At 63.0% G+C, this 14,321-nt stretch carries 15 protein-coding genes; 6 read left to right on the top strand and 9 right to left on the bottom strand.

Annotation, left to right across the window (positions count from 1 at the left end; all coding sequences use genetic code 11):
• On the top strand, nt 1–211 hold a 211-nt coding region (locus VA602_RS17750), incomplete at its 5' end, for a phosphatase PAP2 family protein (protein ID WP_323453843.1).
• Nucleotides 212–292: 81 nt separating this feature from the next.
• Here VA602_RS17750 and groL read toward each other — a convergent pair.
• From groL to VA602_RS17725, 5 genes are all read right to left on the bottom strand, one after another.
• Nucleotides 293–1,936, bottom strand: coding sequence for a chaperonin GroEL (groL, locus tag VA602_RS17745; protein ID WP_054893832.1), 1,644 nt, complete (start codon nt 1,934–1,936; stop codon nt 293–295).
• Nucleotides 1,937–1,980: 44 nt separating this feature from the next.
• Nucleotides 1,981–2,274, bottom strand: a complete 294-nt coding sequence (locus VA602_RS17740) for a co-chaperone GroES (protein WP_029614823.1) — start codon at nt 2,272–2,274, stop codon at nt 1,981–1,983.
• 259 nt (nt 2,275–2,533) lie between these two features.
• On the bottom strand, nt 2,534–2,995 hold the full coding sequence (locus VA602_RS17735; protein WP_054893833.1) for an FxsA family protein: 462 nt from the start codon (nt 2,993–2,995) through the stop codon (nt 2,534–2,536).
• A gap of 65 nt (nt 2,996–3,060) precedes the next feature.
• Nucleotides 3,061–3,792: a HugZ family pyridoxamine 5'-phosphate oxidase gene (locus tag VA602_RS17730; RefSeq protein WP_054893834.1), complete on the bottom strand. Its 732-nt coding sequence runs from the start codon at nt 3,790–3,792 to the stop codon at nt 3,061–3,063.
• Between the two features lie 96 nt (nt 3,793–3,888).
• On the bottom strand, nt 3,889–4,896 hold the full coding sequence (locus VA602_RS17725) for a DUF481 domain-containing protein (RefSeq protein WP_065864193.1): 1,008 nt from the start codon (nt 4,894–4,896) through the stop codon (nt 3,889–3,891).
• A 153-nt stretch (nt 4,897–5,049) separates the two neighbouring features.
• On the opposite strand from VA602_RS17725, the gene VA602_RS17720 reads away from it, so the two are divergent.
• Together VA602_RS17720 and VA602_RS17715 are read left to right on the top strand one after the other, a co-directional pair.
• Entirely contained in the window at nt 5,050–5,403 is a 354-nt protein-coding gene (locus VA602_RS17720) for an MGMT family protein (protein WP_153773180.1), read from the top strand.
• 43 nt (nt 5,404–5,446) lie between these two features.
• Nucleotides 5,447–6,994 (top strand): AmpG family muropeptide MFS transporter, encoded by a 1,548-nt coding sequence (locus VA602_RS17715; RefSeq protein ID WP_054893837.1) that lies wholly within the window; start codon nt 5,447–5,449, stop codon nt 6,992–6,994.
• A gap of 58 nt (nt 6,995–7,052) precedes the next feature.
• Here VA602_RS17715 and VA602_RS17710 read toward each other — a convergent pair whose 3' ends face one another.
• The 3 genes from VA602_RS17710 to VA602_RS17700 all read right to left on the bottom strand — a co-directional run bounded on the left by VA602_RS17710 (nt 7,053) and on the right by VA602_RS17700 (nt 9,864).
• Nucleotides 7,053–8,297 (bottom strand): MFS transporter, encoded by a 1,245-nt coding sequence (locus VA602_RS17710; protein WP_054894025.1) that lies wholly within the window; start codon nt 8,295–8,297, stop codon nt 7,053–7,055.
• A gap of 125 nt (nt 8,298–8,422) precedes the next feature.
• Nucleotides 8,423–9,265 carry a mechanosensitive ion channel family protein gene (locus tag VA602_RS17705; protein ID WP_054894024.1) on the bottom strand — a complete coding sequence of 281 codons (843 nt, stop codon included), beginning with the start codon at nt 9,263–9,265 and terminating at the stop codon, nt 8,423–8,425.
• A gap of 113 nt (nt 9,266–9,378) precedes the next feature.
• A complete protein-coding gene (locus VA602_RS17700; protein ID WP_054894023.1) occupies nt 9,379–9,864 on the bottom strand; it encodes a YajQ family cyclic di-GMP-binding protein in 486 nt (161 codons plus the stop codon).
• 101 nt (nt 9,865–9,965) lie between these two features.
• Between VA602_RS17700 and VA602_RS17695 the strand changes: the two genes are divergently transcribed.
• Genes VA602_RS17695 through VA602_RS17685 form a run of 3 tightly spaced genes read left to right on the top strand, consistent with a single transcriptional unit; the run spans nt 9,966 to nt 13,518 of the window.
• A complete protein-coding gene (locus VA602_RS17695; RefSeq protein ID WP_153773181.1) occupies nt 9,966–10,883 on the top strand; it encodes a putative 2-dehydropantoate 2-reductase in 918 nt (305 codons plus the stop codon).
• Between the two features lie 36 nt (nt 10,884–10,919).
• A complete protein-coding gene (locus tag VA602_RS17690) occupies nt 10,920–12,950 on the top strand; it encodes an ATP-binding protein (RefSeq protein WP_065864189.1) in 2,031 nt (676 codons plus the stop codon).
• Between the two features lies 1 nt (nt 12,951).
• On the top strand, nt 12,952–13,518 hold the full coding sequence (locus VA602_RS17685; RefSeq protein WP_323453842.1) for a cob(I)yrinic acid a,c-diamide adenosyltransferase: 567 nt from the start codon (nt 12,952–12,954) through the stop codon (nt 13,516–13,518).
• 35 nt (nt 13,519–13,553) lie between these two features.
• On the opposite strand, the gene VA602_RS17680 is transcribed toward VA602_RS17685, so the two are convergent.
• Nucleotides 13,554–14,321 (bottom strand): Nudix family hydrolase (locus tag VA602_RS17680; protein WP_323453841.1); only part of this gene is annotated, 768 nt, incomplete at its 5' end.

Below are 14,321 nucleotides of genomic sequence, written 5' to 3'. Positions count from 1 at the left end.
CAAGCCACGCCTGGCACGTGGTGCCTTCGCCCTCGCGGCAGGTGTCGGGGTGGTGCTATCGGTAGGCCGGATGATGCAGGGCGCACACTTTCTCTCGCACAACGTCTGGACCGCCGTGTTCTGCTGGTTGATCGGATTGGGCTGCTATTACCTGGTGCTCTATCGCAGGGGGATGGCAAGGGTGACCGTGGCTGAACGCGGCATTGCCTGAGCCGACGCAGGTCTGACACGCGCGCATGAAAAAGCCCCGCACAAGGCGGGGCTTTTTCATGCAGCTAGGGCCAGGGCTGGCTTACATCATGCCGCCCATGCCACCCATGCCGCCCATGTCTGGCATGCCGCCAGCAGCTGGCTTGTCTTCCGGCAGGTCAGCAACCATGGCCTCGGTGGTGATCATCAGACCACCGATCGAAGCAGCGGCTTGCAGCGCCGAACGGGTGACCTTGGCTGGGTCCAGGATGCCCATCTCGATCATGTCGCCGTATTCGCCGGTAGCGGCGTTGTAGCCGTAGTTGCCCGAACCCTGCTTGACCTTGTCGGCCACAACGCTTGGCTCGTCGCCGGCGTTGGCAGTGATCTGACGCAGCGGCGCTTCGACAGCGCGACGCAGCAGGGAGATACCGACGTTCTGGTCTTCGTTGTCGCCTTTGAGCTCGGTAATGGCTGCCAGGGCGCGAACCAGGGCAACACCACCGCCAGGCACCACGCCTTCTTCAACGGCTGCACGGGTAGCATGCAGGGCGTCTTCAACGCGGGCTTTCTTCTCTTTCATCTCGACTTCGGTGCCAGCACCGACCTTGATCACGGCAACACCGCCAGCCAGCTTGGCCAGACGCTCTTGCAGCTTCTCACGGTCGTAGTCCGAGGAAGTCTCTTCGATCTGGGCACGGATCTGCTTGACGCGTGCTTCGATGTCGGCGTCAACGCCAGCACCGTCGATGATGGTGGTGTTTTCCTTGGACAGGATGACGCGCTTGGCGTTGCCCAGGTGCTCCAGGGTGGTGGTTTCCAGGGTCAGGCCGATTTCTTCGGAGATGACCTGGCCGCCGGTCAGGACGGCGATGTCCTGCAGCATGGCCTTGCGGCGGTCGCCAAAGCCTGGGGCCTTGACCGCAGCAACCTTGACGATGCCGCGCATGTTGTTGACCACCAGGGTAGCCAGGGCTTCGCCTTCGACGTCTTCGGCGACGATCAGCAGCGGACGGCCCGACTTGGCAACAGCTTCCAGAACAGGCAGCAGTTCGCGGATGTTCGAGATCTTCTTGTCGACCAGCAGCAGCAGCGGGCCTTCGAGCTCGGCAACCATGGTGTCAGGCTTGTTGATGAAGTACGGCGACAGGTAGCCACGGTCGAACTGCATACCTTCTACGACGGACAGTTCGTTTTCCAGGCCCGAGCCTTCTTCAACGGTGATCACGCCTTCTTTACCGACTTTTTCCATGGCTTCGGCGATGATTTCACCGATGGAGCTGTCGGAGTTGGCGGAGATGGTGCCGACCTGAGCGATGGCCTTGGAGTCGGCGCATGGCTTGGACAGGTTCTTCAGCTCGGCGACGACGGCAGCGGTGGCCTTGTCGATACCGCGCTTGAGGTCCATCGGGTTCATGCCGGCAGCGACGGCCTTCAGGCCTTCGTTGACAATGGCCTGAGCCAGAACGGTAGCAGTGGTGGTGCCGTCACCGGCAGCGTCGTTGGCCTTGGAAGCAACTTCCTTGACCAGCTGGGCGCCCATGTTCTCGAAGGCGTCCTTCAGTTCGATTTCCTTGGCAACCGAAACACCGTCTTTGGTGATGGTTGGAGCGCCGAAGCTCTTGGCCAGGACAACGTTACGGCCTTTCGGGCCCAGGGTGGCTTTGACAGCGTCAGCCAGAACGTTGACACCAACGAGCATTTTCTTGCGGGCGGAATCGCCGAATTTTACGTCTTTAGCAGCCATGATCGTTTAATCCTTGGAATTCTTTAGCAGGGAAATCGGGGAAATCAGCCTTCGATGACGGCGAGGATTTCGTTCTCGGCCATCACCAGCAGGTCTTCGCCATCGACTTTCACGGTGTTGCTGCCCGAGTAAGGGCCGAAAACCACTTTGTCACCCACTTTCACGGCCAGCGCGCGAACTTCGCCGTTGTCCAGGACGCGACCGGTGCCAACGGCGACAACTTCGCCGCGGTTCGGTTTTTCAGCGGCCGAACCCGGCAGGACGATACCGCCAGCGGTTTTCGATTCTTCTTCGCTGCGACGGATGACGACGCGGTCATGCAGAGGACGAAGCTTCATTGTCGATCTCTCCCAAATTGTGGTTTTCATCGGCCGGTGTCGACACCGGCGGTTGAGGCTATCCGGCGTTGCCGGAGGGGGCTCGCGGCCTGCGAACCCCGCGTGTCATGTCTGGTGTCGCCACCAGAAACCTTGCGGTGACACATACATGAGGCCGCTCGATTCGATTACAAGGCTTGCCATGGAATTTTTTTAATCGGCGTGCAAAGGCCGAAAAAAGCAGGGGCCGCATAGCGGCCCCCTTGGGTTCATTTGTCGATCACTGATCGCGGCGCTCGTATTCGCCCTCGATCACATTCGGACGGTGACCGCCATCGCGCGGCTGCCCGTTGAACGGATCATCCTGGAACGCCCGCTGGCGCGTGGCCTGGGCCTCGGCCCGTTGACGCAACTTGCGCGCAACCAGATGGCGGGTAAAGGGCAGCAGGCACAGCAGGCCCAGCACATCGCTGATGAAGCCCGGCAGCAGCAGCAAACCACCACCCACGGCCAGCATCAGCCCCTGGAACATGTCCTCAGCGGGCAGTTCGCCGCGCTGCAGGCTTTCACGGGCGCGCAGCGCCGTCGCCAGACCGGCCAGGCGCATGACCAGCAGGCCGAGGGCGGAACCGGCGATGATCAGCAACAGCGCCGGGAAGAAACCAATGGCGGCGCTGACTTTGACGAAGACGAACAACTCCAGCACCGGAAAAATCAGGAACAGCAGTAGAAAAGCACGCATCAAGGATTCCTCGACGGAAGAGAACCTTCCAATAAGACCTCAGATGGATGCAACTGCTCGCGATTTCAACCCTCGACCTTCGCCGGAGTGGGCCACTGGTCGGCGCGTGCCAGCAATACCAAGGCTTCGCGCACTTGTGTCGGCGTATTGCAAGTGTTCGGGAACGCCAGCCAGTGAATCGCCTGGCCGATGCGCAGGTGCATCCCCTCGCTGTCGATGCCGACCATCTCGGCCGGTGCACTGCGCGGTAGACCGGTGAGCTCGACGTAATGGGCGATGGCGTTGGCATGATCGCTGTTCATGTGCTCGATCATGCTGGCTTCTGCCGCCCCGGCGAAAGGGTTGGCCAAGGTGACGTCGTCCAGCCAGTGGATTGCGCCGAAACCGCCGATGTAGCGATGCCGCACAGGTTCCAGCACCCAGAAATCGAAATCGTGGGCCTTGTGGTAGTTGCTGGCATCGGGGAAGTACCGGTAGTAGCGCGCAGCAGCCGCGTCGATGGCGGCTTCGTCGGTCAGCTTGCGCGCCTCGGCCATCACTGTCAGGCGACCGACCGCCTGCACGTCCTCGGCGTCACGCTCGCCCACCAGCAGCGAGCACTTGGCATCCTTCTGCAGGTTATGGGTGTGCTGGGCGATACGGCTGATGAGGATCAGCGGGTGCCCTTGGGCGTCCAGGCAGTAGGGCACCACCGAACCGAAGGGGAAGCCGGGCATGGACTTGGACAGGGTCGAGAGAACGCCGCGGTACTCTTCGAGCAGCAGTTCCCGGGCGGGGCGGATGGCGTTGGTACTCACGGGGAACTCCTGGGGCAGCGGACTGGATGGGTGACAAGATAATCATTATCACCGCCGCCTGCCACAGGAGCGCTGTACAGCCCCGTGGGAACGGTCTTACCAGGCCACACCGAAACCTGCGGTGTAGCGGGTCTTGTCCAGGTCGCTGTCGCTGGTGCCCTTGATCAGGTCCTTCTCGGCCTTGAGGTTGAGCGAGGCCCACTCGGTCACCTTGTAGCGCAGGCCCATCTCGGCATCCAGCGAGTAATCGGCGACCGAACCGAATGGCTTGCCCAACTCGCCGGTGGTGAAGAACTCGACCTTCTTGCCGATCAGGTAGCGGTTGTAGTCCCACTTAACCGCTGCCGAATAGAAGTTATCCTTGCCGCCATCGCGGTATTCGTAGTCGGTGCGGTTGATCAGCGAACCAAGCGAGAACGCGCCCAGCTCGTCGTCCCAGAACTGATAGCCCGGGCCAGTACCGATGGTACGCTGGCGCGCCAGATTCTCGATCTGGTCACGCTTGTATTCCAGGCGCCCCTGCCAGAACCATTTTTCGGTGAGGAAACGGTCCAGCGCGTACTCGGCGCTCCAGTTGTTGGTGGTGGTGACATCGTCCTTGGTTTCGCGGTTGTACTCGCCTTCGGCGTTGTGCCGCCAGCGGCCATGGCGCGCGGTGGTCTTGAAGCTGACGTCGTAGTCGTCGGTGTCGTTTTCGGCACGCTTGTAGTCCAGCGCCAGGTCGACATTACCTTTCCACAGGAAGTCCTCGACCAGCGGGCGCGGCTTCATAATCTGCTCGATACTGGCGAGCTCCACGGTCTTGGGCGCATCGCCGTTGGCCAGGGTCACCTTGCCGGCTTCGGCGGCCTTGAGCGACTTGGCCTTCTCGCCGGAGTAGGCGTCCTGCTTGACCAACAGTTCCTGGTCGCTTTCGAGGGTCTGAACCTGCTTCCAGTCCAGGGCGATACTGCCGCCATAGGGTGTTTCGAGCAGCAGCTTGCCGCCGTCGAAGACCTTGATCTTGCCGCTCAGGCGGTCACCGTTCTTCATCCAGACGGTGTCGGCCAGCACGGGCGCAGATAGGGTGGCGGCGAAAAGGCACAGCAAAGCTCTAGAGGACATAGGCAGAATTTGCGTTCGGTTGGACGAAAAAAGTCGGGCATTATCCAGATACCCACGACCAGAGCAAGGACAGACCGGGCCTATGCCTACGAGTTCAATTCTCATTTCCGCCAATCTTTCATCTTGTTTCACCTTCAGGTCAGGAATTGACTGATGTCTGATCAATCGATTCCGCATCCGGACGATCCCGAAGCCCGACGAATGGCACTGTATTCGGTCCTTGGCCAAGTGCCGGCTGGCAAGGTGATCAGTTACGGCCAATTGGCGGAACTGGCCGGCCTTGGCCGCGCTGCACGCTGGGTCGGGCGCACCCTCGGGCAACTGCCGTCTGACACACGCCTGCCGTGGCACCGGGTGCTCGGGGCCGGTGGCCGCCTGAGCCTCGCGTTGGGTACGCCGTCGGGCGACGAACAACGCGCCAGGCTGCGCGCAGAGGGCGTGAATGTGACCAATAATCGAGTGGATATGTCGCGCCATGGCTGGCGCCCAATGGAGCACAGCGGTTAGAGTGCGCGCTTTGTTTTCGCAAACTTGAGGCAGATGTTGGCCCATGCCCCGTAAAACCTGGCGCGCTGCGCTCGCTGCCTATGCCAGCCCGTCGACCTTGGTGCTGTTGTTGCTCGGTTTCGCCGCCGGCCTGCCCTACATGCTGGTGTTTTCAACGCTTTCGGTGTGGCTGCGCGAAGCCGGTGTCGCCCGCGAGACCATCGGCTATGCCAGCCTGATCGGTCTGGCCTACGCGTTCAAATGGGTCTGGTCGCCGCTGCTCGACCAATGGCGCCTGCCGCTGCTCGGCGGCATGGGACGGCGTCGCTCGTGGCTGCTGCTGTCGCAGGTGCTGGTCGTGGTAGGGCTCATGGGCATGGGCCTGTGCGATCCGCAGAAACACCTGTCCTGGCTGATCGCCCTGGCGGTGCTGGTGGCCTTCGCCTCGGCCACCCAGGACATCGCCGTCGACGCCTATCGCCTGGAAATCGCCGATGACCAGCGCCAGGCTGCCCTCGCCGCCAGCTACATGGCTGGCTATCGGGTCGCGGCACTACTGGCCACCGCTGGCGCGCTGTTCTTCGCCGAATGGTTCGGCTCCACCGGTTTCAGCTACCTGCACAAAGCCTGGACCGGCACCTACGTGCTGTTCGGCATCCTCATGCTGCCGGCGCTGTTCACCACACTGGTGATGCGTGAGCCCCCCGTGCCGTTGCGCACGCAGCTGTCGGCGGCGCGCTACGGGTTGATGCATCAGCTGGTGTCGGTGTTCGTGCTGATCATCCTGCTGGTGTCGGTGCCCGCCAGCTTCACCCAGATGTTCAACACCGACTGGGCCAGCGTGGTGTTCGGCGACTCGACCATGCTCGACCTGCTGCTCGAAGACCGCGCCTTCCTGCGCCTGATCCTCTATGCACTGCTGACCTGGGCCTGCCTGTCCTCCATGGGCCGCCGCGGCCTGGCGCCGGTACTCACGCCGGTCAACGACTTCATCGTCCGCTACCGCTGGCAGGCCTTGCTGTTGCTGGGGCTGATCGCCACGTACCGGATGTCGGACACCGTGATGGGCGTCATGGCCAACGTGTTCTACATCGACATGGGCTTCACCAAGGACCAGATCGCCAGCGTCAGCAAGATCTTCGGCCTGATCATGACCCTGGTCGGTGCCGGTGTCGGCGGGCTGCTGATCGTGCGCTTCGGCATCCTGCCGATCCTGTTCATCGGCGGCGTGGCGTCGGCAGGTACCAACATCCTGTTCGTGATGCTGGCCGACATGGGGCCGAACCTGGAAATGCTGGTGGTGACCATCTCGCTGGACAACTTCAGCTCCGGCATGGCGACCTCGGCGTTCGTTGCCTACCTGTCGAGCCTGACCAACCTGAAGTTCTCGGCCACCCAGTACGCACTGCTGAGCTCGATCATGCTGTTGCTGCCGCGGCTGATCGGCGGCTATTCGGGGGTAATGGTGGAGAAGTTCGGCTATCACAACTTCTTCATGATCACCGCCCTGCTGGGCGTGCCCACGCTGATCCTGATCGCGCTGCACTGGCGCCAGGAAGTGGGACGCGGCAAGCAGGCGCAGGCAGAGAACTCGGTGACCGAGCAGCCCTGACAGTCACCTGATCCTTTTCGCGGGCAAGCCCGCGAAAAGGACGACGCCGTTTTCAAGCCTACTGAACGACAGCCCCTTCCCCAGGCCGACCGCCCACCACGAACCACAACGGCCACAGCGCCAGCGCCCCGGCAATCCCTGCACCCAAGGCAAAGTGCAACAAGCTCGCCCCTGCCCCCAGCATCGCCAACACCGCGCCCCCCAGCCCCAGCAAGGCGATGGTGATCATCCCCAGCATCGCCGACACCAGCCCCTTGCTCTGCTCGCTGGAGAACAGCGTCATGCGGTACAGCACCGCGTTGGCCACACCCAATCCCAGTGCATAGAGCGACATGCCTGCGACCACACTGGTCACCGTCGGCCACAACCAGGTCGCCAGCACCATCAGGCACAACCCGGCCAGGTACGGCCACAGGGCACCGCGCACCAGCGCAGGCAGCGGATAACGATCCGCAATACGATTGATGATGAGGTTGCCGAGGATCAGTCCACCGAACACCGGTAACTGCCACAGCGCGTATTCCAGGGTGCTCAGCCCCTCGTCATGAATCAGCAGGACCGGCGACAGGCCGATCCAGCCGATCAGCGGCAAGCCCACCAAACCCAACGCCGCGCTGCCAGCCACAAAACGACGGTTGCCCAGCAACTGCGCGTAACCGGCCAGCAAGGGCAACAGGTGAATGGGCGTGAAGGCCAGGCGCGAGCCATCACGGCGCTCGACTCCGAGGGTTTCGGGCATCAGGCGATACAGCAGCCCCCAGCACAGCACCGCGCCCACCGCGAAGGCGACGAACAGCCAACGCCAGTCGAGCCACTGCAGCATCAACGTCCCCACCAGCGGCCCGAGCAACGGCGAGAGCAACGCAATGTTGGCCAGCAGCGCCATCATGCGCACCGCGTCGGCCTCGCTGAACGCCTCGTTGAGCGCCGGATAGCTCACCGTCACCACGAAGCCCAGGCCAATGCCCTGCAGCAGGCGCAGCAGATTGAACAGGCCGATATCGTGCACCCAGAAGGTCGCAAGGCATGCCACACCAAAGAAGGCGCAGCCGGTCAGCAGCAGTGGACGGCGGCCATAGCGGTCGGCCAGCGGGCCGATCAGCCACTGCAGCACTACGCCGCCAAGCAGGTAGAGGTTCAGGGCGTGGGGAATGAATTCAGGGCTGGCCTTGAGATCGTCGACCACCACCGGCATGGCAGGCATGACGGCATCGCTGGCCAGGTAGGTCAGCAGTTCGAACAGGGCAAGGGTCAGGCCGAACAACAGGGCCCGCAGAGGAGTGATATACAACAATGGTTTCATGATGGCGTTTCGGGTGCAGACAGAAGGGGTCAGGCTATATGCCAGAAATCACCGGCTTTGGCTGTGAACAAGTGTAAGGCGCAAAAAACAAGGGCCCCTGCAGGGGCCCCGTTGTACAGCGTGGGTTACTGCGCGGCAGTCTCCTGCACCACGCGAATCACCCGCTGCGGGAAGGGAATGTCGATCCCCTCGGCCTTCAGGCGATCGCGCGCCTGCTCATTGAGCATGAACATCACGTCCCAGTAGTCGGCAGTCTTGGTCCACAGGCGCAGCGACACGGTGATCGAACTGTCACCAAGCGTGGCAACCACCGCCTGAGGCGCTGGGTCGGGCAGCACCCGAGGGTCCTGCGCCAGCTCCAGCAGCACGTTGCGCGCCTTCTGCAGGTCGGCCTCGTAGTCCACACCCACGTCGAACACGACCTTGCGCGTCGGCTGGCGGTTGGTGTTGACGATGATGCCGTTGGACAAGGTGCCGTTAGGCAGAATGACCGTCTTGTTATCACCGCTACGCAGCACGGTGTGGAAGATCTGGATGCTGTCGACGGTCCCGCTCACACCCTGGGCCTCGATCCAGTCGCCGATACGGAACGGGCGGAACAGCAGGATCAGCACGCCACCGGCAAAGTTTGCCAGGCTGCCCTGCAAGGCCAGGCCGATGGCCAGCACGGCACCACCCATGGCAGCGACGAACGAGGTGGTTTCGATGCCGATCATCGACGCCACGCTGATCGCCAGCATCACCTTGAGCACGATGTTGGACAGCGTGCGGATGAAACCCTGCAACGCCGGGTCAGCCACCCGCAGGCCGACGAGCCTGGCCAATCGATCACTGATCTTGTTGGTGATCCACCAGCCAATCGCCAGGGTCAGCAGCGCCAGCAACAAACGACTGCCGTACGCCATGATCAAGGGAATCCAAGTCTCGGACTGGCGTACCAGTTGATCGACTTCAGCGTTCAAATCCATGTTCATCTCCTGATGTCGAACGACACGTGCACAGTAAAGCAGACCGCCGGACATTCAGCGGTCGCAGGAAGCGATGGACATTGATGTGCCATCAAGGTTCCTGCCCCGCAGAATCAGTCGCGGAAGTTGTTGAACTGCAGCGGCATGTCGAATTCCTTGGCGCGCAGGGCAGCGATGGCTTCCTGCAGGTCGTCGCGCTTCTTGCCGGTGACCCGTACCTGCTCGCCCTGGATGGCGGCCTGGACCTTGAGCTTGGCATCCTTGATGTGGGCGACGATCTTCTTCGCCAGCTCCTTGTCGATGCCCTCGCGGAACTTGGCTTCCTGTTTCATTTCCTTGCCGGAAGCATAGGGATCCTTGGTTTCCAGGCACTTGACGTCGATCTTGCGCTTGACCAGCGCCAGGCGCAGGATTTCGATCATCGCCTCGAGCTGAAATTCGGCTTCGGCAGTGAGCATCACGGTCTGCTCCTTGTCCTTGAACTCGAAGCTGCCCTTGCCCTTGAGGTCGTAGCGGCGATCGAGCTCCTTGATGGCGTTTTCGACCGCGTTCTGCACTTCGTGCTTGTCCAGTTCCGATACCACGTCGAACGAAGGCATGGTTGTTCTCCATAAAATAAAAGCGCGCTCGGCTTGAAGATGGAGCGCGTCGGGTTTGATGGTTAAAATGCGGGCTCATTATAACGGGTTGCGAAACGCAGATGAGCAGCACCTGGCATATTCTCGGCGCCGGCAGCCTCGGCAGCCTCTGGGCCTGCCGCCTGGCACGGGCGGGCAAGGCCGTGCGCCTGGTGCTGCGCGACGAACAGCGCCTGGCAGCTTATGAAGCCGAAGGCGGCCTGACCCTGATCGAACAGCACCAGACAACACAATTCGCCATTCCGGCACAGACCTGCGAGGGCGAAGGCCCTATCCACCGCCTGCTGCTGGCGTGCAAGGCCTACGACGCCGCGCCTGCCATCGCGCGCCTGGCGCCGCGGCTGGCCGAAGGTGCTGAGCTGGTCCTGCTGCAGAACGGCCTCGGCAGCCAGGATGAAGTGGCCGAGCAGGCTCCCCACGCCCGCTGTATCTTCGCCTCCAGCACCGAAGGTGCGTTCCGCGAGCGCGACTGGCAGGTGCGGTTTGCTGGCCAGGGCTTCAATTGGCTGGGCGATCCGGGCAACCCTGGCGTCCCCGAATGGTTCGGCGATCTGAGCGAGGCCGGCATCCCGGCCGAGTGGTCGCTGGACATACTCACCCGCCTGTGGCGCAAGCTTGCACTTAATTGCGCCATCAACCCGCTGACGGTGCTTTACGACTGCCAGAATGGCGGGCTGCTTGGTCACCTGCCTGAAGTCGACGAACTGTGCGTGGAACTGAGCACCCTCCTGCGCAGTGCCGGGCAAGCGCAAGCGGCCGAAAACCTTGCCGAAGACGTCCAGCGGGTGATCGTGGCGACCGCGGCCAACTACTCTTCGATGTACCAGGACGTGCGCGCAGGCCGACGTACCGAGCTGCACTACCTGCTTGGTCATGCCTGCAACGTTGCCGCCCGGCATGGCCAAGCGACACCCGGCCTGGAACACCTGCGCCAACGCCTGGTCGATAACCTGCAGGCACGCAACCTGCCCAGCGACTGACGCTGCCCACCCACCGACACGGACATCACCTCGCCCATGACCCTGCGCCAACGCCTGGAAAACCTCCCGGTCGGGCAAAAACTGCTGGCCGCCCTGCTGGTGCTGCTGGTCACCATCCTGCTGGTGGCCAACCTGGCCTTCATCAGCGCCGCCTACTGGATCACCCAGGAAAGCATGGCTCCCCAGGCGCTACAGACCATCGGCCGGTTGGTCGCCAATCCACAGCTTTCCGCGCGCGCCAGCGACAGCCCAGAAGCCGCCAGCGCCTTGCTCAAGGAGCTCGACAGCTATTCACCCCTGCGCGCCGCAGCCGTGTATGCCAGCGACGGGCGCCTGCTGGCCCAACTGCAACATGGCCAGCCACTGAGCATGCCCAAGCGCTACCGCAACATCGACGGCTGGCGCCTCACCGAGTTTCGCAGCACCCAGCTGATCGCCCTGCCCCGTCCAGGCAGCCCGCCCGCGCACCTGCTGCTGGTGGCCAGCAGCGAATTGCCGGTCGCGTTCTATACCGGCACCCTGTCTGCCAGCCTGGCGATCCTGGTGTTCAGCATTCTGCTGTGGCTGATCATCGCCCGGCAGATCAAGCGCCTGATCACCCAGCCGATCAACAGCCTCGAGGAGCTCTCGCGCCAGGTGACCCGCGAGGAGAGCTACGCCCTGCGTGCGCAACGGGGCAACGACGACGAAATCGGCAGCCTTGCCGAAGCGTTCAACACCATGCTGTCGCGTATCGAAGCGCGCGAAGACCAGCTCAAGCGTGCCCGCGACGAATTCCAGTCGGCTTTCGACCAGGCCCAGGGCCTGGCCGAGGAAACCCGCCACACCAACCGCAAGCTGGAACTGGAAGTCCAGGTGCGCAGCAAGATCGAGAAAAAGCTGACGGGCTTTCAGAACTACCTGAACAGCATCATCGACTCCATGCCTTCGGCACTGATCGCCCTCGACGAGCAGCTCTACGTCACGCAATGGAACCAGGAAGCCACCGCGCTTTCCGGAACGCCGCTGGACGAGGCGCTGAACCAGCCGATCTTCATCGCTTTCGAGCCACTCAAACCATTCCTGCCACAGCTCAAGGAGACGGTGGAAAAACACCGGGTAGCGAAGGTCGAGCGGGTGACCTGGCCCAAGGACGACGAGCCACGCCACTACGCGCTCACGTTCTATCCGCTGACCGGCGGCGGCGGGCGTGGGGTGGTGATCCGCATCGACGACATCACCCAGCGCCTGTCGCTGGAAGAAATGATGGTGCAATCGGAAAAGATGCTCTCGGTCGGCGGCCTGGCCGCAGGCATGGCCCACGAGATCAACAACCCGCTGGGCGCAATCCTGCACAACGTGCAGAACATTCGTCGACGTCTTTCGCCGGAACTGCCGCGCAATCAGGAGCAGGCCGACGAGCTGGGCATCGACCTGGCCAGCATCAACCGCTACCTGGACGGCCGCGAGGTGCCGCAATTGCTCGACGGCATCCAGCAGGCCGGCGCGCGGGCCGCGAAGATCGTCACCCACATGCTCAGCTTCAGCCGCCGCAGCAACCGCCAACTGGCGCCTTGCAACCTGCCCGCCTTGATCGACCAGGCGGTGGAGATCGCCGGCAACGACTTCGACCTGACGGAGGGCTTCGACTTCAAGGGCCAGGCCATCGTCCGTCAGTTCGACCCCGAGCTCGGCCCCGTGCCCTGCACCGCCAACGAACTGGAACAAGTGCTGCTCAACCTGCTGAAGAACGCCGCCCAGGCCATCCATCAGCGCCCGGCGCCCAGCGAACCGGGGCGCATCACCCTGCGCACCCGCCTCAACCCGCCATGGGCCGAAATCCAGGTCGAAGATAACGGCATCGGCATGCCCGAGTCGGTGCGCAAGCGCACCTTCGAGCCGTTCTTCACCACCAAGGAGATCGGCCAGGGCACCGGCCTGGGCCTTTCGGTCTCGTACTTCATCATCACCAACAACCACAAAGGGCAGATGGAGGTGCACTCCACCCCAGGCCAAGGCACCTGCTTCACCCTGCGCCTGCCCTTGAGCCAGCTGGGGGCCATGCCCCCGGCCAAGACGGAGGCATGACATGGGCTATCGCCTGTCGAAGATCTACACCCGTACCGGCGACAAGGGCGAGACCGGCCTTGGCGACGGTCGCCGCGTCCCCAAGGACCATCCGCGCATCGAGGCCATCGGCGAGGTGGACATGCTCAACAGCCAGTTGGGCGTGCTGCTCGCCGGGCTGGCCGAGCAAGGCCTGGATGAGCTGAGCGAGGTGTTGGCGCCTTGTCAGCATCGTCTGTTCGACCTCGGCGGCGAGCTGGCGATGCCCAGTTACCAGGCGCTGGACCAGGCCGAAGTGCAGCGCCTGGAAGCGGTCATCGATAGGTGGAACGAGGAGCTGGGGCCATTGAAGAACTTCATTCTGCCCAGCGGCTCGGCGCTGGTGGCCCAGGCCCATGTGTGTCGCGCCCAGGCACGGGCGGCGGAGCGGCGCTGCCAGCAGTTGAATGCCGTCGAGCCGCTTGAGGGGGTGGGGTTGGCCTATATCAACCGGTTGTCGGACCTGCTGTTTGTCGCAGCACGGATCATCGGCCGACGCCAGGGGGTGGCCGAGGTGTTGTGGCAGCCTGCCGAGAAGCCGCAGAGCTGAGATCATCGGGGCCGCAAAGCGGCCCCGGATACGACTCAGGCTTGAGGCCAGAACGCCCGAATCCCGGCAACACCTTGAGCCCCCGCCTCCCGGGCCCGCTCACGCTCACCCGGCCCGACCCCGCCCAGCAGGAACACCGGCCGGTTGAAGCCTGCAATCAAGCGCTGTGCCTCGTCCCAGCCAATCGGCGTGGCCTCGGGGTGGGTCTGGGTAGGCTGTACTGGCGACAAGGTGACAAAGTCCACCCCCATCTGCCGTGCCAGTTCCAACTCCTCGGCGCTATGGCAGGACGCCGCCAGCCAGCGATTCTGCGGGAACGGTCGCCCCTTGGCAGCGTACTTGCGCAATTGCGCCGCCGTCAGGTGCCAACCTGCAGCCGGGAAGTCCCCCAGCCACTCCAGTGGTCCCTTGAGCATCAGCAGAGCCTTGCCTGCACAGAGCCCCACCGCATCGACCGCCACATCGCGGTACTTGGGGTCGTACATGTCTGGCGCGCGCAACTGGATCAACCTGATGCCAGAGGCCACTGCCTTCTGGATACCGCGCAGCAACGCCGGGGTATCGAGCCCATCCGGGGTGATCAGGTACTGGTCCGGCAGGCGCGTGGCCGCCACGATCGGTTTATTGGCCTCGGGAAATGCATACTGGTCCAGGTCTCGCGGAGCAACCCACGCCAATGGCTGGCCCTCGGCGCCATGGGGCTCGCCGGTGAAAGCCGACACCTCGCGCACGTCCAGCAGCACCTGCTTGTCCGAGTAGTCATGGCTGACCTTGATCAGCGGCCGAGAGGCGCTGACGACGAT

It is taken from the genome of Pseudomonas machongensis (assembly GCF_034961125.1).
GTDB classification, from domain to species: Bacteria; Pseudomonadota; Gammaproteobacteria; order Pseudomonadales; family Pseudomonadaceae; genus Aquipseudomonas; species Aquipseudomonas machongensis.
This window is presented reverse-complemented; position numbering and strand designations above follow the sequence as displayed.

Bases quoted from the DNA above. Each gene is read 5' to 3' on its own strand.
- VA602_RS17700 (WP_054894023.1), bottom strand. From the start codon at position 9,864: ATGCCTTCGTTCGACGTGGTATCGGAACTGGACAAGCACGAAGTGCAG.
- VA602_RS17720 (WP_153773180.1), top strand. From the start codon at position 5,050: ATGTCTGATCAATCGATTCCGCATCCGGACGATCCCGAAGCCCGACGA.
- VA602_RS17695 (WP_153773181.1), top strand. From the start codon at position 9,966: ATGAGCAGCACCTGGCATATTCTCGGCGCCGGCAGCCTCGGCAGCCTC.
- VA602_RS17690 (WP_065864189.1), top strand. From the start codon at position 10,920: ATGACCCTGCGCCAACGCCTGGAAAACCTCCCGGTCGGGCAAAAACTG.
- VA602_RS17725 (WP_065864193.1), bottom strand. From the start codon at position 4,896: ATGTCCTCTAGAGCTTTGCTGTGCCTTTTCGCCGCCACCCTATCTGCG.
- VA602_RS17715 (WP_054893837.1), top strand. From the start codon at position 5,447: ATGCCCCGTAAAACCTGGCGCGCTGCGCTCGCTGCCTATGCCAGCCCG.
- VA602_RS17710 (WP_054894025.1), bottom strand. From the start codon at position 8,297: ATGAAACCATTGTTGTATATCACTCCTCTGCGGGCCCTGTTGTTCGGC.
- VA602_RS17740 (WP_029614823.1), bottom strand. From the start codon at position 2,274: ATGAAGCTTCGTCCTCTGCATGACCGCGTCGTCATCCGTCGCAGCGAA.
- VA602_RS17685 (WP_323453842.1), top strand. From the start codon at position 12,952: ATGGGCTATCGCCTGTCGAAGATCTACACCCGTACCGGCGACAAGGGC.
- VA602_RS17735 (WP_054893833.1), bottom strand. From the start codon at position 2,995: ATGCGTGCTTTTCTACTGCTGTTCCTGATTTTTCCGGTGCTGGAGTTG.
- VA602_RS17705 (WP_054894024.1), bottom strand. From the start codon at position 9,265: ATGGATTTGAACGCTGAAGTCGATCAACTGGTACGCCAGTCCGAGACT.
- groL (WP_054893832.1), bottom strand. From the start codon at position 1,936: ATGGCTGCTAAAGACGTAAAATTCGGCGATTCCGCCCGCAAGAAAATG.